The following is a 20,269-nucleotide window of genomic DNA, read 5'->3' on the forward strand; positions in this document are numbered from 1 at the left end:
ACACCCCATAGATGTAGAGGACTTGAGGGACTAGAAGTTGAACTGGTCGATGTTCTTGGCATTGAACACGGTCGGCTTGCCCAGGTTGATCACGCCGTCCTTGCCGATGGTGAACGAGCCCATGTCGCCGGCCTTGAAGGTCTCGCCCTCCTTGCCGGTGATCTGCCCCGACACCAGGGCCACGGCGGTCCGGGCGGCCAGCTCGCCGAGCTTCGCCGGGTCCCACAGCTCGAAGCCGTCGACGGTGCCGTTCTTGACGTACTTGCGCATGTCGTTGGGGGTGCCGAGGCCGGTCAGCTTGACCTTGCCCTTGTACTTGGAGCCGGAGAGGTACTGGGCGGCGGCCTTGATGCCGACCGTGGTCGGGGAGATGATCCCCTTCAGGTTCGGGTACTGCTGGAGCAGGCCCTGGGTCTGCTGGAAGGACTGCTGGGCGTCGTCGTTGCCGTAGGCGACCTTGACCAGCTTGATGTTCTTGTACTTCGGGTCCTTCAACTCCTCCTTCATGAACCCGATCCAGGTGTTCTGGTTCGTCGCGGTCTGCGCGGCCGACAGGATCGCGATCTCGCCCTTGTAGCCGATCTGTTGGGCGAGCAACTGCACCTCGGTGCGGCCGAGGTCCTCGGCGCTGGCCTGCGAGACGAAGGCGTTGCGGCAGCCGGGGTTGGTGTCGGAGTCGTAGGTGACGACCTTGATCTTGTTGCTCATGGCCTGCTTGAGCGCGGTGCACAGGGCGCCCGGGTCCTGCGCGGACACGGCCATCGCGTTGACCTGCTGCTGGGTGAGCGTGTTGACGTAACTCACCTGGCCCGCCGTGTCGGTGGCGCTGGTCGGGCCCACCTCCTTGTACTTCTCGCCCAGTTCGGTGAGGGCCTTCTCGCCGCCCTTGTCGGACGAGGTGAAGTACGGGTTGTTGACCTGCTTGGGCAGGAAGCCGACGGTGAGGCCCTTCTTGAGGGCGGCGTTCGGGTCGGCCTTGCCCGCGGAGGCGGCGGAGGTGTTGCTGTCCTTCACACCGTTCTTGGTGGTGCCGCCACAGGCGGTGGCCGCGACGGCGAAAGAGGTCACGGCGGCGAGGGCCGCGCAGGCACGGCGGAGGGATGACTTGCGCATGGCTTGGGGTCCTTTGATACGAAGGTGACGGAGACGGAACCGCGCGGCCGGCCACAGCCGGCGAACGACCTATCCGGCGGCGCGCGCTGCCGCCCTGGCATTGAAGATCTGGCGTGCGACCCGCGGCCCGAGCACGGAGACGACCAGCAGCACACCGGTGACGACGATCTGGGACTGCGCCGAGACATTGAGCAGACTCATCACGTTCTGCAGCGCCCCGAGCAGGAAGACACCCGCGATCGCGCCTCCCAACGTCCCCTTTCCGCCGTCGAAGTCGATACCGCCGAGCAACACCGCTGCCACGACGGACAGTTCGAGCCCGGTCGCGTTGTCGTAGCGGGCGCTGGCGTAGTGCAGCGCCCAGAACACACCGGTGAGGGAGGCCATCAGCCCGGTCACCGTGAACAGGATCAGCTTCTGCCGTTTGACGCGGATGCCGGCGAACCGTGCCGCCTCCTCGTTGGCGCCGATCGCGAACAACGACCGCCCGAAGGGGGTGGCGTGCAGGACGACCACGGCGATGGCCAGCAGGACGAGGAAGGGCAGGAAGGCCTGCGGCAGGAACGTGGTGCCGAGCCGTGCGGACGCGAAGTCCAGGTACTGCGTGGGGAAGTCGGTCACCGCGTTGGAGCCGAGCACGATCTGCGCGATACCCCGGTACGCGGCGAGGGTGCCGATGGTGACGGCGAGGGACGGCAGGCCGAGCCGGGTCACGAGGAGCCCGTTGACCAGTCCGCAGGCCACGCCCAGCAGCAGGCAGATCGGGATGATCGTCTCGATCGCCATGCCGTCGTTCCACAGCTTGCCCATCACGGCGCCCGACAGGCCGGCCGTGGAGGCGACCGACAGATCGATCTCGCCGGCGACGACCAGGAGGGTCATCGGGAGGGCGATCAGCGCGATGGGAAGGGTGTTGCCGATCAGGAAGGACAGGTTCAGCGCGTTGCCGAAGCCGTCCACCGAGGAGAAGGAGAAGAGCAACAGGACGATCAGGAGGGCGCCGACGACCGTGTCCCAGCGGATCGCGCGGTTCGCCCACGACATGGACTCAGGCATGGCGGGCGTTCCTCTTCTTCAGTGCGGTGGCCACGCGCAGGGCGACCACCCGGTCGACGGCGATGGCGAGGATGAGCAGGATGCCGTTGATGGCCAGCACCCAGACGCTGCTGACGCCGAGGGCGGGCAGCACACTGTTGATGGAGGTCAGCAGGAGGGCGCCGAGGGCAGCGCCGTAGACGCTGCCGGAGCCGCCGGTGAAGACCACTCCGCCGACAACCACCGCGCTGACGACGGTGAGTTCGTATCCGGTGCCGGTGCTGGAGTCGACGTTGCCGAAGCGGGCCAGGTACATCGCGCCGGCGAGTCCGGCGAGTCCGCCGCAGAAGGTGTACGCGGCGAGGATCCGCTTGCGGACGGGGATGCCTGCGAGCCGGGCGGCCTCGGGGTTGGAGCCGAGGGCGTACAACTCCCGTCCGCTACCGAAGTGTTTGAGGTAATAGGCGGTGGCGATCAGGACGGCGAGCGCGATCAGCGCGAGCCAGGGCACGGCGGACAGTCCGCCGGAGCCGAAGTCCACGAATCCGCCCGGGAGATCGGCGGCGGTGATCTGCCGTGAGCCGACCCAGATGGAGTCGACGCCCCGGATGATGTAGAGCGTGCCGAGCGTGACGACCAGGGCCGGTACCTGGCCAAGACTGACGAGCAGTCCGTTGACCAGGCCGAGGCCGATGCCGAGCAGCACGGCGAGGAGGATCGCGACGACCGGGTTGCCACCGCCCTGGAGGTAGGTCCCGGTGGCGAAGGCGGTGATGCCGAGGGTCGAGCCGACCGACAGGTCGACGTTGCGGGTGATGACGACCAGCGACTGACCGGTGGCGACGAGGACCAGGATGGTCGCGTTCAGGAGCAGGTCCTTGATGCCTTGCTCGGACAGGAACTCGCTGTTGCCCGCCTGGGTGATGCCGATCATCACCAGGAAGACGACCAGGATGGCGAGTTCGCGCATCTTGAAGACACGGTCGACCAGCCGGGTGCTGCTCGACTCGGGCACCTCGGCGGCGGGCGCGGGATTGGGAGCCGTGACCGTCATACGGCGGCCCTCCCGGAAGCTGCGATCGTCATGAAGGCCCTGTTCATGCGGCGGCCCTCCCGGTGGCTGCGGCCATCACGGTTTCCTCGGTGGCTTCGGAACGGGGGATCTCGGCGCTGAGGCGGCCCTCGTGCATGACCAGCACGCGGTCGGCCATGCCGAGGATCTCGGGCAGATCGGAGGAGATCATCAGGACCGCGACCCCGTCGGCGGCCAACTCGCTGAGCAGCCGGTGCACTTCGGCCTTGGTACCGACATCGATGCCACGGGTCGGCTCGTCGACGATCAGCACCTTGGGGCCGGTGGCCAGCCACTTGGCGAGGACGACCTTCTGCTGGTTGCCGCCGGAGAGGGTGTTGACGGTGTCGGCGATCCGCGCGTACTTGACGTGCAGCTTCACCGCCCAGTCGAGGGAACGGCTGCGCTCGGCGCCGCGGTCGACGAGGCCCGCCTTCACGGTCGTACGCAGGCCGGTGAGACCGATGTTGCGCTCGATCGACATGTCCATCACCAGGCCCTGCGCGCGGCGGTCCTCGGGGACCAGGGCGAGCCCTGCGGCCATCGCGGTGGAGGGAGCGCCGTTCGTCAGTGCCCTGCCGTCGACCTCGACCCCGCCCGCGTCCCACCGGTCGATGCCGAAGACGGCTCGCGCCACCTCGGTACGGCCGGCGCCGACGAGCCCGGCGAGACCGACGATCTCGCCGCGCCGTACGTCGAAGGACACATCGGTGAAGACGCCCTCGCGGGTCAACCGCTTGACACTCAGGGCGACTTCGCCGGCTTCGACGTCCTGCTTGGGGTACAGCTCGTCGAGATCGCGGCCGACCATGCGCCGTACGAGATCGTCCTCGGTCATCCCGTCGAGCGGTTCGCTGGAGATCAGGGCGCCGTCGCGCAGGGTCGTGACCTGTTGGCAGATCTGGAAGATCTCCTCCAGGCGGTGCGAGATGAACAGGATGGCGGCGCCCTGTTCGCGCAGGGTGCGGACGACGCCGAAGAGGCGGGCCACCTCGCTGCCGGTGAGGGCGGCCGTCGGCTCGTCCATGATGAGGACGCGGGCGTCGAAGGAGAGCGCCTTGGCGATCTCCACGATCTGCTGGTCGGCGATGGACAGACCGCGGGCCGGCCGGTCCGGGTCCAGCTCGACGCCGAGCCGCTTCATCAGGTCGGCGGTCGCCGCGTACGTGGCCTTGTGGTCGATCCGGCCCAGCGCGCGGCGCGGCTGGCGGCCCATGAAGATGTTCTCGGCGATCGACAGGTCGGGGAAGAGGGTCGGTTCCTGGTAGATCACGGCGATACCCGCGTCACGGGCGTCACCGGGGCCGTGGAAGAGGACGGACGCGCCGTCGAGCAGCACCTGGCCGGCGTCGGGCCGGTGCACACCGGCGAGGGTCTTGATGAGGGTGGACTTGCCCGCGCCGTTCTCACCGGCGAGTGCGTGCACCTCACCGGGGAACAGTTCGAGGGACACGTCCCGCAGGGCGCGTACCGCGCCGAAGGACTTGGAGATGCCCTTGAGCGCGAGCACCGGGGCCGGACCCGCGTCTGACGGGTGGGTCATGAGGGGCTCCTCGACGACGCCGGTGGGGAGTCCCTCACAGCGTCGTGAAAGGTTTCAACTTGGTTGCCGGGACGTTAGGCGCGCCGGGCTTGTCACGTCAATGGGTCCGGGTCGAAAAACTTTCGATAGCCAAAGGTCACGTTGGAGTCACGGAACGCGGGGTTCGCCGTAGGGCTTGACACCTCTTCGGGAGGCTCATAGCTTCCCTCTCTGAATCGTTTCATACTTATGTCGTTCCGTCGCATGTCACAGGAGCCCTCAAGTGACCGATCTCGCCGCGGTGAAGGCCGCTCTCAGGACCCAGGCAGTCGAGACGCCGTCATGGGCGTACGGGAACTCGGGGACCCGGTTCAAGGTGTTCGCCCAGCAGGGCGTGCCGCGCACCCCGCAGGAGAAGCTGGAGGACGCCGCGAAGGTCCACGAGTTCACCGGTGTGGCTCCCACGGTGGCCCTGCACATCCCCTGGGACCGGGTCGACGACTTCGGGGCGCTGGCCAAGTTCGCGGACGACCACGGGCTGAAGCTCGGCGCGATCAACTCCAACACCTTCCAGGACGACGACTACCGCCTCGGCAGCGTCTGCCACCCCGAGGCGGCGGTGCGGCGCAAGGCGCTCGATCACCTGCTGGAGTGCGTCGACATCATGGACGCCACAGGCTCCACCGACCTGAAGCTGTGGTTCGCGGACGGTACGAACTATCCCGGGCAGGACGACCTCTCCGCTCGGCAGGACCGGCTGGCGGAGTCGCTCGCCGCGGTGTACGAGCGGCTCGGGGACGGGCAGCGGATGCTGCTGGAGTACAAGTTCTTCGAGCCGGCTTTCTACGCCACGGACGTGCCCGACTGGGGGACGGCGTACGCGCACTGCCTCAAGCTCGGGCCGAAGGCACAGGTCGTGGTCGACACGGGACACCACGCGCCCGGCACCAATATCGAGTTCATCGTCGCGACCCTGTTGCGGGAGGGGAAGCTCGGCGCGTTCGACTTCAACTCGCGGTTCTACGCGGACGACGATCTGATGGTGGGGGCGGCGGATCCCTTCCAGTTGTTCCGGATCATGTACGAGGTGATTCGGGGTGGGGGGTTCACCGCCGATGTCGCCTTCATGCTCGACCAGTGCCACAACATCGAGGCGAAGATTCCGGCGATCATTCGGTCGGTGATGAATGTGCAGGAAGCGACTGCGAAAGCGTTGCTCGTGGATTCGGTGGCGTTGGGGGCGGCGCAGCGGGCGGGGGATGTGTTGGAGGCCAATGCGGTGTTGATGGACGCGTACAACACTGATGTGCGGCCGTTGTTGGGGGAGGTCCGGGAGGATATGGGGCTTGATGCTGACCCCGTGCGGGCGTATCGGGGTAGTGGGTGGCAGGAGCGGATTGTTGCTGAGCGGGTGGGGGGACAGCAGGCCGGTTGGGGAGCGTAAGTGTGTGACCGGATCGGTTGTTTGCGGGTGCGGGTCCGTTGTTGCTGGCCGCGCCCACGCGGCGGAGCCGCATATCGATACAGCCCCGCGCCCCTAGGGGATATAACTCACCTCTCTCGTGTAAGGACCCAAGTTCATGGCAACGCACCCCCAAGCCGCCTCTCTCCTCGCTCGCTCACATCGGCTCGGCGCTGATCCCCGGAACACCAACTACGCCGGCGGGAATGCGTCCGCCAAGGGAATTGACATCGATCCGGTGACTGGGGGTGATGTCGAGTTGATGTGGGTGAAGGGGTCCGGAGGGGACCTGGGGACGCTCACCGAGGGTGGGCTGGCTGTGTTGCGGTTGGATCGGATGCGGGCGTTGGTCGATGTGTATCCGGGGGTTGAGCGCGAGGACGAGATGGTGGGGGCGTTCGACTACTGCCTGCATGGGAAGGGGGGTGCGGCGCCCTCCATCGACACCGCGATGCATGGGCTCGTGGACGCGGCGCATGTCGATCACCTGCATCCCGACTCGGGGATCGCGTTGGCCTGTGCCGCCGACGGGGAGAAGCTGACCGCCGAGTGTTTCGGTGACACGGTGGTGTGGGTGCCGTGGCGGCGGCCCGGGTTCCAGTTGGGGCTGGACATCGCTGCCGTCAAGAAGGCCAATCCGCAGGCCGTGGGGTGTGTGCTCGGGGGGCATGGGATCACGGCTTGGGGGGACAGCTCCGAGGAGTGTGAGCGCAACTCGCTGCACATCATCCGTACCGCCGAGGCGTTCCTCGCCGAGCGTGGGAAGGCTGAGCCCTTCGGGCCCGTCGTCGAGGGATACGGTGCGCTGGCCGACGGCGAGCGACGGGAGCGGGCCGCCGCTCTCGCGCCGTATGTCCGTGCCGTCGCTTCTCAGGACCGGCCGCAGGTGGGGCACTTCACCGACTCCGAGGTCGTTCTTGATTTCCTCGCGCGGGCCGAGCATCCCCGGCTCGCCGCGCTCGGTACCTCCTGCCCCGACCACTTCCTGCGGACCAAGGTAAGGCCGCTCGTTCTCGATCTGCCGCCCACCGCTCCGCTGGACGAGGTGATCGCGCGGCTGAAGGAGCTGCACGCCGCCTACCGTGAGGAGTACGCCGCCTACTACGAGCGGCATGCGCTGCCCGACTCCCCCGCCATGCGCGGCGCCGACCCGGCGATCGTGCTGATCCCGGGTGTGGGCATGTTCTCCTTCGGCAAGGACAAGCAGACCGCGCGGGTGGCCGGAGAGTTCTACGTCAACGCCATCAACGTGATGCACGGCGCGGAGGCCGTGTCGGCGTACGCGCCGATCGAGGAGTCGGAGAAGTTCCGCATCGAGTACTGGGCCCTGGAGGAGGCCAAGCTGCGGCGGATGCCGAAGCCCAAGCCGCTCGCCACCAGGGTCGCGCTCGTGACCGGTGCGGGGAGTGGGATCGGGAAGGCCATTGCCCGACGGCTGGTCGACGAAGGTGCGTGCGTCGTGGTCGCGGATCTCAACTCCGAGAGCGCGCAGGCCGTTTCGGAGGAGTTGGGCGGGCCCGACAAGGCCGTCGCCGTCACGGTCGACGTGACGGACGAGGGCCAGATCGCCGAGGCTTTCAAGGCCGCTCTGCTCGCCTTCGGCGGGGTCGATCTCGTCGTCAACAACGCGGGGATCTCCATCTCCAAGCCCCTGCTGGAAACTTCGGCCAAGGACTGGGATCTCCAGCACGACATCATGGCCCGCGGCTCGTTCCTCGTCTCGCGTGAGGCGGCCCGGGCGATGATCGCGCAAGGACTCGGCGGCGACATCCTCTACATCGCGTCCAAGAACGCCGTGTTCGCGGGACCCAACAACATCGCCTACTCCGCGACCAAGGCCGACCAGGCCCATCAAGTACGGCTGCTGGCCGCCGAGTTGGGCGAGCACGGCATCCGCGTCAACGGGATCAACCCGGACGGTGTCGTGCGCGGCTCGGGCATCTTCGCGGGCGGCTGGGGTGCGCAGCGGGCGGCGACGTACGGGATCGAGGAGGAGAAGCTCGGCGAGTTCTACGCCCAGCGCACCATCCTCAAGCGGGAGGTGCTGCCGGAGCATGTCGCGAACGCCGTCTTCGCCCTCACCGGTGGGGACTTGACGCACACCACCGGGCTGCACGTCCCGGTCGACGCCGGCGTTGCGGCCGCCTTCCTTCGATGAGCGCCGACGTGAAGGCGTACGCCGCGGTCGACCTCGGCGCGTCCAGTGGGCGGGTCATGGTCGGCCATGTCGGGCTCGATTCCCTGGAGTTGACGGAGGCCCACCGCTTTCCCAACCGGCCCGTCCACACCCCCGAGGGGCTGCGGTGGGACATTCTCGCGCTGTACGCGGGTGTCCTCGACGGGCTACGGGCGGTGGGCGCGGCCACCGGTGGGCGGGTCGACTCCGTCGGTATCGACAGTTGGGCCGTGGACTACGGCCTGTTGGACGCGGACGGGGCCTTGCTGGGCAATCCCGTGCACTACCGGGACGCCCGCACCGAGGGGGTCGCCGAGAAGGTGTGGGCGACCGTGCCCGCGACCGAGCTGTATGCGGCGACCGGGCTCCAGTACGCGCCCTTCAACACGCTGTACCAGCTCGCGGCGGCCCGTGACTCCGCTCAACTCGGCTGCGCGGAGCGGTTGTTGCTCGTCCCCGATCTCCTGTCCTACTGGCTCACGGGCGAGCAGGGCACCGAGCTGACGAACGCCTCGACCACCCAGCTCATCGATCCCCGGACGCGCGACTGGTCGTACGACATCGCATCCCGGCTCAGCATCGACCTCGGGCTGTTCGCGCCGCTTCGGCGGCCGGGGGATCCGGCGGGGGCGCTGCGGGCCGAGGTGCTGGAGGAGACGGGGCTGCGGGGGCCTGTGCCGGTGACGGCGGTCGGGTCGCACGACACCGCGTCCGCTGTCGCCGCCGTTCCGGCCGTGGCGGAGCGCTTCGCCTATATCTGCACCGGCACCTGGTCCCTGGCCGGTCTGGAGCTGGACGCGCCCGTACTCACCGAGGCGAGTCGTGCCGCGAACTTCACCAACGAGTTGGGGCTCGACGGCACGGTCCGCTATCTGCGCAACATCATGGGGCTGTGGCTGCTTCAGGAGTGTGTACGGGCCTGGGGGGAGCCGGAGTTGGGCGAGTTGCTGCGCGGGGCGGCGCGGGTGCCGGCGCTGCGGTCGGTCGTGGACGCGGGGGACGCGGGGTTTCTGGCGCCGGGCCGGATGCCGGAGCGGATCGCGGATGCCTGCCGCCACTCCGGGCAGCCGGTGCCCGAGTCCCGGGCGGAGATCACGCGCTGCATTCTCGACTCGCTCGCGCTCGCCCATCGGCGGGCGATCGACGACGCCCAGGCCCTCGCCGACCATCCGGTGGACGTCGTGCACATCGTCGGGGGCGGTACCCGCAACGCGCTGCTGTGCCAACTGACCGCCGACGCCTGCGGGTTGCCGGTGGTGGCAGGCCCGACGGAGGCCGCCGCACTGGGCAATGTGCTGGTGCAGGCGCGGGCCCACGGGCTCGTCGCAGATCTGGCCGGCATGCGGGAACTCCTCGCCCGGACCCAGCCGTCGACCCGCTACGAACCGCGGGGCGACACCGCCCGCTGGCGGGCCGCGGAGGCCCGGCTCGCCGCGCGGTGAGCCGGGGACTCCCCCAGACGGTGACCTCCGACTACGCTGCACCCATCCGATGATCGACCACTAAGGAGCCGCGATGCGTGTCGCCCTGTTCCTGACTTGCGTCAACGACACGCTCTATCCGGACACCGGGCGCGCCGTGGTGAAACTCCTGACCAGGCTGGGCGTCGAGGTCGACTTCCCGATGGCACAGACCTGCTGCGGGCAGGCGCACTACAACACCGGCTACCGCCATGAGGCCGAGCCACTGGCCCGGCATTTCTCCGATGTCTTCGGGGAGTACGAGGCGATCGTCACGCCGTCCGGGTCGTGCGGGGCGATGGTGCGGGAGCTGTATCCGCGGATGGGCGAGAGGGCCCGGGCGGAGGGGCGCGGTGACAGCCTCGCGGCCACTCTGGCGCCGGTGGTGCCGAAGACGTATGAGCTGACCGAGTTCCTCGTCGACGTGCTCAAGGTGACGGACGTCGGCGCCTACTACCCGCACAAGGTGACCTATCACCCCACCTGCCACGGGCTGCGCAGCCTGGGTCTCGGCGACCGGCCGCGCCAACTGCTCCAGGCCGTCAAGGGGTTGGAGTTGGTCGAGCTGCCCGGTGCCGACGAGTGCTGTGGCTTCGGCGGGACGTTCGCCGTGAAGAACGCCGACGTCTCGGCGGCGATGGGTGCCGACAAGGTGCGCAACGCCGAGTCGACGGGTGCCGAGGTGCTGTGCGCTGCGGACAACTCCTGTCTGATGCACATCGGCGGCACGATGGCCCGGCTCCACACGGAGATGCGGCCGGTGCACATCGCGGAGATCCTGGCCGCGACGGAGACGGACACGGAAGCGGAAGCGGAAGAGGTGCCGAGCGCATGAGTGGCACGTTCGTCGGTATGCCCGCGTTCCCGGCCTTCCCCGTGGCCGCGCACGAGGCCGTCAACAACGAGACCCTGCGCGGCAATCTGCGGCACGCCACCCACACGATCCGCGCGAAACGCGCCAAGGCCGTGGCGGAGGTGTCCGACTGGGCCGCGCTGCGCGAGGCCGGCAAGCAGATCAAGGACCACACGCTGCGCCATCTCGACCGCTATCTGGTCCAGTTGGAGGAGTCGGTGACGGCGGCCGGCGGCATCGTCCACTGGGCCGCCGACGCGGACGAGGCCAACCGGATCGTCACCGAACTCGTGAAGGAGACGGGCGAGTCGGAGGTCGTGAAGGTCAAGTCGATGGCCACGCAGGAGATCGGGCTCAACGAGGCCCTGGAGGCGGAGGGCATCCGCGCCTACGAGACCGATCTCGCCGAGCTGATCGTGCAGTTGGGCAAGGACCGGCCCTCGCACATCCTGGTCCCCGCGATCCACCGCAACCGCGGGGAGATCCGGGAGATCTTCGCCCGCGAGATGAGCGAGTGGGGCCGCCCGGCCCCGGACGGGCTGACCGACACGCCCGCCGAACTCGCCGAGGCGGCCCGTCTGCACCTCCGTGAGAAGTTCCTGCGCGCCAAGGTCGGCATCTCCGGCGCCAACTTCATGGTCGCCGACACCGGCACCCTCGTCGTCGTCGAGTCCGAGGGCAACGGCCGGATGTGCCTGACCCTCCCCGAGACACTGATCTCGGTGGTCGGCATCGAGAAGATCGTGCCCACCTGGCGGGACCTGGAGGTGTTCCTGCAGACCCTCCCCCGCTCCTCGACCGCCGAGCGGATGAACCCGTACACCTCCACCTGGACCGGCACCACCGACGGCGACGGCCCGCGCGCCTTCCACCTGGTCCTGCTCGACAACGGCCGCAGCGACACCCTCGCCGACGAGGTCGGCCGCCAGGCCCTGCGCTGCATCCGCTGCTCGGCCTGTCTGAACGTCTGCCCGGTGTACGAGCGGGCCGGCGGCCACGCCTACGGCTCGGTCTACCCGGGCCCGATCGGCGCGATCCTCAGCCCCCAACTCCGGGGTACGGCAAGCGAGATCGATGCCTCGCTGCCGTACGCCTCGTCGCTGTGCGGTGCCTGCTACGAGGTGTGCCCGGTCGCCATCGACATCCCCGAGGTGCTGGTGCATCTGCGGGAACGGGTCGTGGAGGGCGGCCCGGTGACCCGCGAGGGCAACAAGGTGGTGCTGCGGCCGGCGAAGGGGCATGCCGCCGAGCGGGCTGCCATGCGGGCGGCGCGCTGGACCTTCGCCCACCCGGGCGCCCTGCGCACCGGCCAGCGGCTCGCCTCGCGCACCCGCCGCTTCCATCCCCGGACCCTGCCAGGACCCGGCCGGGCGTGGAGCGGCACCCGCGATCTGCCTCCCGTACCCGCGGAGCCGTTCCGCGACTGGTGGCAGCGCACGCACGGCGGAAAGGACGGTGCCAAGTGAGCAGCAGGGAACGGATTCTGGGCCGTGTGGAGCGGGCCCTCGCGGACGTGCCACGGGACGACACGCCCTACGACCAGGCCGTCGACCGCGCCTATCTGCGCGAGCACGGCAACCGGAGCGTCACCGAGACGGTGGACCTGCTCGCGGAGAACCTGGCCGACTACCGGGCGATCGTGCACCGGTGCACGGAGGCCGAACTGCCCGCCACGATCGCCGAGTTGCTCGCCGGACGAGGTTCGCGGACGGTCGTCGTACCGCCGGGCCTGGAGCCGTCCTGGCTCGCGGCGGCCGAGGTCGAGCAGATCGCGGACCGGGCGGAGAACACCCCGCACGAACTGGACGGGGTCGACAGTGTGGTCACGGCCTGCGCGGTGGCCGCCGCCGAGACCGGGACCATCGTCCTGGACGGTGGCCCGGATCAAGGTCGGCGCCGGATCACGCTCGTCCCCGACCACCACATCTGTGTCGTGCGCGTGCCGGACCAGGTTGTGTCCTCCGTGCCACAGGCACTCGAACGCCTCGATCCGGCCCGCCCGTTGACCTGGATCTCCGGTCCGTCCGCGACCAGTGACATCGAGCTGGACCGGGTCGAGGGGGTGCACGGGCCGCGCACCCTGGAGGTGGTGGTCGTGGGCGGTCAGGCGAGCGTGGACGTCAACTCGTAGCGTCCCGAGGGGAGTTCGAAGGACGCGGTGCCGTCGACAAAGCCGAGGAACTCGACGCCCGGCGCCTCGGACAGCGGTGTCCCGTCCTCGCGCACGGTCGACGGATCGGTGGCGGGGAGGCGCAGGGTCGCGGTGCTGTTCGCGGGGACGGCCGCCCGGTACATCAACTTCCCGTCCCGCACGGCCCATTCGCTGACGATCTCGCCGTAGGGCGAGAGGTGCGAGCCGCTGACCCGGGTGATCCTCCCGGTCGGGTCGACGTGCGGGCGGAGGAAGAAGTGCTTGAAGCCCGGGTGTTCGGGGTCCCTGGCGATGCCGGCCATGCTCTCGTACATCCACTCCGTGATCGCGCCGTAGGAGTAGTGGTTGAAGGAGTTCATGTCGATGGGTCCGAAGCCGTCCTCCGTGGAGTACGAGTTCCAGCGCTCCCACACCGTGGTGGCGCCGTTGGCGACCGAGTACAGCCAGGACGGCATCGCGTTCTGGTGGAGGAGCCGGTACGCCAGGTCGACGCGCCCCTCGTCGGTGAGGACGGGCGCGATGACGTTCACGCCGAGGAAGCCCACGGAGAGGGTGTTCTCCGCGTACTCGACACGGGTGCTGTCGGGGTGTGCCGCCTTGTGGGCCGGGCTGTTGCCGATGTTGTCGGCGAGCAGGGTGACCAGTTGGCGGTGCTGCGACTCCGTGTCGTAGAAACCGAGTTTGAGGATCCAGAGCAGGGCGGTCTGGGTGTCGTCCTCGGTCTTGCCCGCGCTGTTGCCGGGGGTGTGGGGCGGTGGGGCGCCGAGGCCGGACCGGACGGTGAGCTGTCCGGTGAGGGCGTCGGTGGCGAAGTACTTGGTGATGAAGGCCCGTTTGATGTGAGTGAAGAGGCGCCCGTAGGTGGCCGCCTCCTCGGTGCGGCCGGTGGCTCGGGCCATGTCCGCCATCAGGCGGGCGCTGTAGCCGTAGTAGACGTCGCTGATGAGCTGGGTGCTGGTGATCTGGAAGGCGAGCCAGTCACCGAAGATCGCGCCCTGGCCCGCGTAGGTGTCGCCGGTGCGGTCCCGGATCCAGTCCAGGTACCTGCTCATCGCCGTCCAACTGCGGTCGATGATCGCGGTGTCGCCTGACATCTGCCACACCGTCCACGGCACGACCACCCCGCAGTCCGCCCAACCACTGGCCGGCAACGCCTGGCCGTAGCGGTGGCCCGGGGCGACCCAAGGGAACTGGGCCCTGTCCGCACCATAGGTGTGCTGCGAGTCGATCAGTGTGTCCTGGAAGTGGCTGAGGAAGGGCACCGCGTCGGTGTTGAACAGGCCTGTGGCGCAGAAGAGTTGGGTGTCGCCGGTCCAGCCGAGACGTTCGTCGCGCTGGGGGCAGTCGGTGGGCACCCACAGGTAGTTGCCGCGCTGGCCCCAACGGACGTTGCTGATCAACTGGTTGACGTCGTTGTCGTCGGTGGTGACGCTGCCGATGTCGCGGAGGGCGGAGGTGGCCACCCGGCCCGTGAGTGCGACGAGGGTCACGGGCGCGGTCGTGGTGACGGAGACGTACCGGAAGCCGTAGAAGGTCAGCGAGTCCTCATGGGTCTCGCCGGCCGGGTCGCCCTTGAGGATGTACGTGCTGGTGGCCTCGGCGGTGCGCAGGTTCGCGCGGTAGACCGAGCCGACGGGTCCGTCGGCGCCGGCACTGTCGTCGTTGAGCATCTCCCCCGGTTTGAAGGCGACTTGGGCGCCCGCCGTGCCGCGCAGGGTGTAGCGGGGCACGCCGACGAGGATCTGGCCGAGGTCGATGACGGCGGTGTCGCCGGGGTGCAGGGTGACGGAGACGGTGGCCGCCCGCACCGGATCGGTGACCGTGCGGGCGGGGTCGACGACGATCCGGCCCCGGCCGTTGGCGCTGCTCTCCCGGTCCGTGACTCCCGTGTAGACGGTGACGGACTGCGGCTTGCGGTCCCACTCGGGCATCAGGCGGGCGCTCTCACCGGGGTAGGCGACCAACTGGGCATCAGGGAAGGGGTGTTGGTGTTCCTCGGCGGTGGTCCAGGCGGAGTTGTCGAAGCCGTTCGCCGTCCAGCCGGGGAGTTCCTTGCGGGCGTCGTAGGACTGGCCGTCGTAGATGTCGTCGGTGCGGTAGGGGCCGGTGTCGGTGGCGCGCCAATCGTCGTCGGGGGTGGTGACGATGGTCTGGGTGGAGCCGTCGGCGTACCGGATGAGGAGTTTCGCCTTGAGGGCAAGGGAGTTGCCCTCAGTTGAGTAATAGGTGCTGTTCTCGGAGACGCGGCCGTTGTGCCAGCCGTTGCCGAGCACGGCGGCGAGGGTCACCTGTGAGGGGTCCGTCAGCAGGTCCGTGACGTCGTAGGTGAAGTAGTTGACGGTGGTGTCGTAGTTGGTCCAGCCGGGTGTCAGCAACTCGTGGGTGGTGCCGCCGTCTTGGGGCACTGGGACCCTGCGGCCGTTGATGTGGGCCTCGTAGACGCCGAGCGCGGACATGTACAGGCGGGCCTCGCGGACCTGGCCGCCCGTCAGTGCCGTCTGGTGGCGCAGGAGGGGTGCGCCCGCGGTGTTCGGCCGCTTGCCGGTCATGGCGATCCACCGTGCGCCGTCCCACCCGGTGACTCCGTCGGTGCTGAGCAGGCCGGTCTCGAAGCAGGCGGAGGGCGTGGCGTGCACGGCGCGGCCGTGTTCGTCCCAGACCGTCACCGTCCAGTGGTAGCGGGTCGAGGCGCGCAGGTCGGCTCCCTCGTAGCGGACGGCGACCGAGTCCGCCGAGTCGACGCGACCGCTGTCCCAGACGTCGGGCCGGCCGTCCACCAGGTGCTGGGCCGAGGAGGCCATCCGGATGCGGTACGCCGTCTGGCGCCGGCCCCGCGCGGCGGACACCGTGCGCCAGCCGAATCTTGGGTGTGCCACGTCCACGCCGAGCGGGTCGGTGCGGTGTTCGACGGTCAGGTCCGACACGGTGGTGCCGGCCGGGGCGCCTCCCCCGGCGCCGTTCCCGCCCGCCATCGCCGCCGGTACGACGCTCAGGGCCGTCGTGGTGAGCAGCGTGCGGCGGCGCAGCTTGCCGTCGCGGGCCGTTCCGTCGTCTCCGTCGTTCATGCCGCTGTCCCTTCGGCCCGCCGGGAGGTGGAGTGGTGCCGCTGAGGTGCGATGGTCTCGCATCATTTCAGGGGCGGCAGGTCCACGTCACCAGCCGGTGGGACGCCGTTGAAGGGCGGTGCGGGAGCGGTGCCACTAGCGTGAGGGCATGATCCGGTTCGAGCAGGTCGGCAAGCGGTATCCGGATGGTACGACGGCCGTGGACGGGCTGTCCTTCGAGGTGTCCGAGGGCGAACTCGTCACGCTCGTGGGCCCGTCCGGCTGCGGCAAGACGACCACCATGATGATGGTCAACCGGCTCATCGAACCCACCTCGGGCCGGATCTTCGTGAACGGCGAGGACATCGCCGGTGTCGACCCGGTGCGGCTGCGTCGCCGTATCGGCTACGTCATCCAGCAGGTGGGCCTCTTCCCGCACCGCACGATCCTCGACAACACGGCGACCGTGCCGTCCCTGGTCGGCTGGAAGCGGGCGAAGGCGCGGGCCCGGGCCGCCGAGCTGCTGGATCTGGTGGGCCTGGACCCGAAGACGTACGGGCCGCGCTATCCGGACCAACTCTCGGGCGGGCAGCGGCAGCGCGTCGGGGTGGCCCGGGCGCTGGCCGCCGATCCGCCGGTGCTGCTGATGGACGAGCCGTTCGGCGCGGTCGACCCCGTGGTGCGGGAGCAGTTGCAGGACGAGTTCCTGCGGATGCAGGCCGCCGTGCGCAAGACGGTGCTGCTGGTCACGCACGACATCGAGGAGGCGGTACGGCTCGGCGACCGTATCGCCGTGTACGGGCAGGGTCGGATCGAGCAGTTCGACACCCCCGGCGCGGTGCTCGGCATGCCGGCCACGCCGTATGTCGCCGAGTTCGTGGGCGCGGACCGGGGTCTGAAGCGGCTGTCGGTCACGGAGATCGAGCCCGACGACCTGGAGCAGCCGCCGGTCGTCCGGCTGGAGGAACCGGCGGAGCGGGCCGCCGAGCGGCTGCGGGTCGAGGGCGCCAGGTGGGCGGTGGTCCTTGACGGGCAGGGTGAACTCCAGGGGTGGGTCAAGGCCGACGAACTCGCGGCGGGCGGCACGGTCGGTCGCCTCGCCCACCGGATGAACGCCTGGGTGCCGGTCGGTGCCCCCTTGAAGCAGGCCTTCGGAGTGATGCTCCAGCACGACGCCGGCTGGGTCGCCGTGCTGGACGGGGCACGCTTCCTCGGTGTGCTGACCCCGGCGAAACTGCACGAGGCACTACGACGGTCCGTGGACGCGGACGCGCTCGGAGTGTCCCGTGGACAGGTCGACTTCGACTCGGTGGCGGACGCCTGAGGACCGAGTCGCGGCTCAGCTGAAGGTGATGGGGCAGCCGAGTCGCAGGGAGTGCTGGGCCGCGCGCAGGTACAGGGCCACGTAGAAGGTCGTGTCCAGGTCCTCGCTCCAGCGGCCGGGGCGGGCGGCGGCCAGCTCCTCCGCCTCGCCCTCCAGGAACCAGAAGGTGAGGGCGAGGTTCCCGGCCGACTCCGGTATCTCGGCGGGCAGTTCGAGTGCCGCCGCCAGCCGTTCGGCAAGGGCCAGGACCTGGGGTGCGCCCGCGATCACCGTCTCGTCCGTGTACGCGGAGCCGATCGGCAGACGTATCTCCTCATCGAGCGAGACCGGCACCAGCACCGTCCAGCCGACGATCAACTCCCGCTCCGCAGGAGTGAGTTGGGCACGACACAGTGCGTCGAACCCCCGCATGGACGGGCTCAGCTTCTCCTCGAACGCCGAACCGAAGTCCCGCTCCGGGACCGACCCGTACGGCGGCAGTCCGCGCCGGGTCAGCTCCGCGTCGAGGCCCTTGGCGATCGCGCCCATCCCCCCTTCCCCAGCGTCCTCGCTCAGCCACTCTTCCCCACCGACATCGATCAGATAGACACCCATGCCCGCACGGTACAAGCCACCACTGACAATCCCCCGAACCTCACTTCAGGAGGCCCTTGTCCTTCAGATAGGTCCGCGCCACGTCCTGCGCCAACCGCCGCCAATTGTCGACCTGCTGGTTCATCGACGCCAGGTCGGCCGTGGTCAGCACGTCGTTGAGTCGGCCCAGTGCCCGGGTCACGCCGGTGCTGCCCGCGCGGGAGCGGTTGACGACCGGGACGACGTAGTCGGCGTTCTGGAGATGCTTGTCGTCGGCTAGGAGGACCAGCCCGAACTGGTCGAGGGTGGCGTCGGTCGTGGTGGTCAGCACCATCTGGTCCTGGCCGTTCTGGACGGCGCTCTTGGCCTGTGTGGTGCCGACGCCCTTCGGGTCGACGGCGGTGATGCCGATGCCGTAGGTCTTCTTCAACCCCGGTGCGCAGTAAGGCCGTTGCACACACTCGTCGCCTGCCGCGAGCCGCACCTTCAGTCCCGAGGCGCCGAGGTCGCTGAGGGTCTTGAGGTGGTGTTCGCGGGCGTACGACCGGGCGACCGCGAAGGCGTTCTGGTCGACGGCTTTCCCGGGGGCCAGCGCGGTCAGCCCGCGTGGCGTGGCCAGTTGGCGCAGCGCCTTCATCGTGGCGGTGAGGTCGGGTGAGCCGGCGGCCGGTGCGTCGGGGCCGTTGGTTTTGGCGTTGAGCCAGTCGGCGAAGGTGGCCGCGTACTCGGGCACGACGTCGATCTGCCCTGATTCCAGGGCGGGTTCGTAGAGTTCGCGGTTGGCGACGGTGAGCAGGGACGTCTTGTATCCGGCGTGGTTCAGCAGCAGTGCGTACATCTGGGCGAGCAGGTCGCTCTCGGTGAATCCGGCGGAGCCGATGGTGAGGTGGTGGCTGTCGCCGGGCGGTGCGGTGACGGCGCCCTGGTTCTCCAGGGAGGGGCCGGTCGAGCAGCCGGTGATCGCCAGGAGCAGTACTCCCGCGGCGAGTTGTCGCCTCATCGCGCTCCCCTCACCCACCGGGGCACGAGCCGTTCGGCGGCCTCGAAGACGCCCTCGACGAGCAGCGCGAACACGGCGACGAGCAGGGCTCCGGCCACCACCTGTGCGGTGTTGGCGAGGTTGAAGCCGGCGGTGATGATGCGGCCGAGTCCGCCGCCGCCCGCGAGCGCGGCGATGGTGGCGGTCGCGACGAGCTGGACGGCGGCGATCCGGACGCCGTTCATCAACAGCGGGAGGGAGAGCGGCAGTTCGACGCGGAACAGCATCTGCCGCCCGGTCATCCCCATGCCGCGCGCGGCCCGCACGATGCTGCGGTCGACCTCGCGCATGCCGACGTAGGCGTTGGTGAGCAGGGGCGGTACGGCGAACAGGACGAGGGCGACGACCGTGGGCCCCTCGCCCCACTTGCCGACCGGGGTCAGGAGCAGCAGCACCAGCACGGCGAAGGTGGGCACCGCGCGGCCGATGTTGGAGATGTTGACGGCGAGCGCGCCGCCCTTGCCGAGGTGGCCGAGGACGAGCGCGACCGGGAGCGCGATCAGGCAACTGATGACCAGGCAGACGACGGTGAGGACGAGGTGCTGCGCGAGCCGGTGCCAGATGCCGTCGTCGCCGGACCAGTGGGCGGAGTCGGTGAGCCAGTGCCAGGCGTCGGTGAGGGTGCTCATCCGCGGACCGCCCTGGTCCATGGGGTGATCAGCCGTTGCACGAGCAGCAGGAGCAGGTCGGCCGCGATGGCGATCACCACACAGAGCACGGACGCGGTGAGCACCTGTGCCTTGAAGTAGGTGTTCATGCCCGCGTAGATGAGGTTGCCGAGTCCCCCGAAGCCGACGATCGCCCCGACCGTCACCAGCGAGACCGCCGAGACGGTGGCGATGCGCAGACCGGCCATCGCGGCGGGCAGCGCGAGGGGCAGTTCCACGGTGAGGAGGAGGCGGATCGGGCCGTAGCCCATGCCGCGTGCGGCCTGTCGGGTCTCCTCGGGTACGGCGCGCAGGCCCGCGAGGATGTTGCGGACGAGCAGGGTGAGCGAGTAGAGGACGAGTCCGGCGACGACGAGGGTGGCCGACAGTCCTTAGACGGGCAGGAGCAACGAGAACATCGCCAGTGACGGGATTGTGTAGAGGATCGTGGTGACCGCGAGCACCGGTCCCGCGGCCCACCCCCAGCGGCGGGCCAGCACCGCGAGCGGCAGCGCGACGGCCAGACCGATCAGCACGGAGATCGCGGTCAGTTGGAGGTGCTGGACGACCGCGTCGAGAAGGATGTGGCGGCGGGTGCTCAGATACTCGCCGCAGATCCACTCGTTGCGGGCGAGGCAGTCGTCCGGGGGCGCGGTCACGTCCCCATTGCATCGGGTGGGCCGGGGCGCGGCCCGTTCTGGTGACCCGTACGGGCGTCGGTCAGGGGTTCCGGTGGGTGCCCGACCACCGGGGTGTCGCTGAGTACACCCCTCGATACGGGTTCTGCGCCCAATGTG

15 protein-coding genes and 1 pseudogene are annotated in these 20,269 nt (G+C 69.3%); 7 read left to right on the forward strand and 9 right to left on the reverse strand.

The window, feature by feature from the left end:
* Window positions 1–30: 30 nt before the first annotated feature.
* From rhaS to ABZT04_RS35245, 4 genes are all read right to left on the reverse strand, one after another.
* Window positions 31–1,113: a rhamnose ABC transporter substrate-binding protein gene (gene rhaS, locus ABZT04_RS35230; protein ID WP_356061582.1), complete on the reverse strand. Its 1,083-nt coding sequence runs from the start codon at window positions 1,111–1,113 to the stop codon at window positions 31–33.
* A gap of 69 nt (window positions 1,114–1,182) precedes the next feature.
* On the reverse strand, window positions 1,183–2,169 hold the full coding sequence (locus tag ABZT04_RS35235; protein WP_356061585.1) for an ABC transporter permease: 987 nt from the start codon (window positions 2,167–2,169) through the stop codon (window positions 1,183–1,185).
* Window positions 2,162–3,202 (reverse strand): ABC transporter permease, encoded by a 1,041-nt coding sequence (locus tag ABZT04_RS35240; RefSeq protein WP_356061587.1) that lies wholly within the window; start codon window positions 3,200–3,202, stop codon window positions 2,162–2,164. Before ABZT04_RS35240 ends, ABZT04_RS35235 begins: the two co-directional genes overlap by 8 nt.
* 43 nt (window positions 3,203–3,245) lie before the next feature.
* Window positions 3,246–4,763: a sugar ABC transporter ATP-binding protein gene (locus ABZT04_RS35245; protein ID WP_356061590.1), complete on the reverse strand. Its 1,518-nt coding sequence runs from the start codon at window positions 4,761–4,763 to the stop codon at window positions 3,246–3,248.
* A gap of 262 nt (window positions 4,764–5,025) precedes the next feature.
* On the opposite strand from ABZT04_RS35245, the gene rhaI reads away from it, so the two are divergent.
* The 6 genes from rhaI to ABZT04_RS35275 all read left to right on the forward strand — a co-directional run bounded on the left by rhaI (window position 5,026) and on the right by ABZT04_RS35275 (window position 12,824).
* On the forward strand, window positions 5,026–6,186 hold the full coding sequence (rhaI, locus tag ABZT04_RS35250) for an L-rhamnose isomerase (protein WP_356061593.1): 1,161 nt from the start codon (window positions 5,026–5,028) through the stop codon (window positions 6,184–6,186).
* Window positions 6,187–6,322: 136 nt separating this feature from the next.
* A complete protein-coding gene (locus tag ABZT04_RS35255) occupies window positions 6,323–8,362 on the forward strand; it encodes a bifunctional aldolase/short-chain dehydrogenase (protein WP_356061596.1) in 2,040 nt (679 codons plus the stop codon).
* Window positions 8,359–9,822: a rhamnulokinase family protein gene (locus tag ABZT04_RS35260; RefSeq protein ID WP_356061599.1), complete on the forward strand. Its 1,464-nt coding sequence runs from the start codon at window positions 8,359–8,361 to the stop codon at window positions 9,820–9,822. Before ABZT04_RS35255 ends, ABZT04_RS35260 begins: the two co-directional genes overlap by 4 nt.
* A gap of 73 nt (window positions 9,823–9,895) precedes the next feature.
* Window positions 9,896–10,675, forward strand: coding sequence for a (Fe-S)-binding protein (locus tag ABZT04_RS35265; protein ID WP_356061601.1), 780 nt, complete (start codon window positions 9,896–9,898; stop codon window positions 10,673–10,675).
* Window positions 10,672–12,159, forward strand: coding sequence for a LutB/LldF family L-lactate oxidation iron-sulfur protein (locus tag ABZT04_RS35270; RefSeq protein ID WP_356061604.1), 1,488 nt, complete (start codon window positions 10,672–10,674; stop codon window positions 12,157–12,159). Before ABZT04_RS35265 ends, ABZT04_RS35270 begins: the two co-directional genes overlap by 4 nt.
* On the forward strand, window positions 12,156–12,824 hold the full coding sequence (locus tag ABZT04_RS35275; protein WP_356061608.1) for an LUD domain-containing protein: 669 nt from the start codon (window positions 12,156–12,158) through the stop codon (window positions 12,822–12,824). The genes ABZT04_RS35270 and ABZT04_RS35275 overlap by 4 nt, the downstream gene beginning before the upstream one ends.
* On the opposite strand, the gene ABZT04_RS35280 is transcribed toward ABZT04_RS35275, so the two are convergent.
* Window positions 12,797–15,910 (reverse strand): family 78 glycoside hydrolase catalytic domain, encoded by a 3,114-nt coding sequence (locus ABZT04_RS35280; protein WP_356061611.1) that lies wholly within the window; start codon window positions 15,908–15,910, stop codon window positions 12,797–12,799. The genes ABZT04_RS35275 and ABZT04_RS35280 overlap by 28 nt on opposite strands.
* A gap of 148 nt (window positions 15,911–16,058) precedes the next feature.
* On the opposite strand from ABZT04_RS35280, the gene ABZT04_RS35285 reads away from it, so the two are divergent.
* Window positions 16,059–17,213 (forward strand): betaine/proline/choline family ABC transporter ATP-binding protein, encoded by a 1,155-nt coding sequence (locus tag ABZT04_RS35285; protein ID WP_356061614.1) that lies wholly within the window; start codon window positions 16,059–16,061, stop codon window positions 17,211–17,213.
* A 15-nt stretch (window positions 17,214–17,228) separates the two neighbouring features.
* Here the strand turns inward: ABZT04_RS35285 and ABZT04_RS35290 are convergent, their stop codons facing one another.
* The 4 genes and pseudogenes from ABZT04_RS35290 to ABZT04_RS35305 form a co-directional block, all read right to left on the reverse strand.
* Window positions 17,229–17,807 (reverse strand): hypothetical protein, encoded by a 579-nt coding sequence (locus tag ABZT04_RS35290; RefSeq protein ID WP_356061617.1) that lies wholly within the window; start codon window positions 17,805–17,807, stop codon window positions 17,229–17,231.
* Window positions 17,808–17,847: 40 nt separating this feature from the next.
* Window positions 17,848–18,786, reverse strand: coding sequence for an ABC transporter substrate-binding protein (locus ABZT04_RS35295; RefSeq protein ID WP_356061620.1), 939 nt, complete (start codon window positions 18,784–18,786; stop codon window positions 17,848–17,850).
* Window positions 18,783–19,454, reverse strand: a complete 672-nt coding sequence (locus ABZT04_RS35300; RefSeq protein ID WP_356061623.1) for an ABC transporter permease — start codon at window positions 19,452–19,454, stop codon at window positions 18,783–18,785. Before ABZT04_RS35300 ends, ABZT04_RS35295 begins: the two co-directional genes overlap by 4 nt.
* Window positions 19,451–20,131 (reverse strand): annotated as a pseudogene (locus ABZT04_RS35305) (ABC transporter permease). Before ABZT04_RS35305 ends, ABZT04_RS35300 begins: the two are co-directional and overlap by 4 nt.
* Window positions 20,132–20,269 lie beyond the last annotated feature (138 nt).

The sequence above is a fragment of the Streptomyces sp. NPDC005492 genome (assembly GCF_040605995.1).
GTDB lineage: Bacteria > Actinomycetota > Actinomycetes > Streptomycetales > Streptomycetaceae > Streptomyces.

What these genes read in the sequence shown, in the direction of transcription:
- ABZT04_RS35280 (WP_356061611.1), bottom strand. Translation starts at nt 15,910, where the DNA reads ATGAACGACGGAGACGACGGAACGGCCCGCGACGGCAAGCTGCGCCGC.
- ABZT04_RS35285 (WP_356061614.1), top strand. Translation starts at nt 16,059, where the DNA reads ATGATCCGGTTCGAGCAGGTCGGCAAGCGGTATCCGGATGGTACGACG.
- ABZT04_RS35245 (WP_356061590.1), bottom strand. Translation starts at nt 4,763, where the DNA reads ATGACCCACCCGTCAGACGCGGGTCCGGCCCCGGTGCTCGCGCTCAAG.
- ABZT04_RS35235 (WP_356061585.1), bottom strand. Translation starts at nt 2,169, where the DNA reads ATGCCTGAGTCCATGTCGTGGGCGAACCGCGCGATCCGCTGGGACACG.
- ABZT04_RS35270 (WP_356061604.1), top strand. Translation starts at nt 10,672, where the DNA reads ATGAGTGGCACGTTCGTCGGTATGCCCGCGTTCCCGGCCTTCCCCGTG.
- rhaS (WP_356061582.1), bottom strand. Translation starts at nt 1,113, where the DNA reads ATGCGCAAGTCATCCCTCCGCCGTGCCTGCGCGGCCCTCGCCGCCGTG.
- ABZT04_RS35240 (WP_356061587.1), bottom strand. Translation starts at nt 3,202, where the DNA reads ATGACGGTCACGGCTCCCAATCCCGCGCCCGCCGCCGAGGTGCCCGAG.
- ABZT04_RS35265 (WP_356061601.1), top strand. Translation starts at nt 9,896, where the DNA reads ATGCGTGTCGCCCTGTTCCTGACTTGCGTCAACGACACGCTCTATCCG.
- ABZT04_RS35255 (WP_356061596.1), top strand. Translation starts at nt 6,323, where the DNA reads ATGGCAACGCACCCCCAAGCCGCCTCTCTCCTCGCTCGCTCACATCGG.
- ABZT04_RS35290 (WP_356061617.1), bottom strand. Translation starts at nt 17,807, where the DNA reads ATGGGTGTCTATCTGATCGATGTCGGTGGGGAAGAGTGGCTGAGCGAG.
- ABZT04_RS35300 (WP_356061623.1), bottom strand. Translation starts at nt 19,454, where the DNA reads ATGAGCACCCTCACCGACGCCTGGCACTGGCTCACCGACTCCGCCCAC.
- ABZT04_RS35295 (WP_356061620.1), bottom strand. Translation starts at nt 18,786, where the DNA reads ATGAGGCGACAACTCGCCGCGGGAGTACTGCTCCTGGCGATCACCGGC.
- ABZT04_RS35260 (WP_356061599.1), top strand. Translation starts at nt 8,359, where the DNA reads ATGAGCGCCGACGTGAAGGCGTACGCCGCGGTCGACCTCGGCGCGTCC.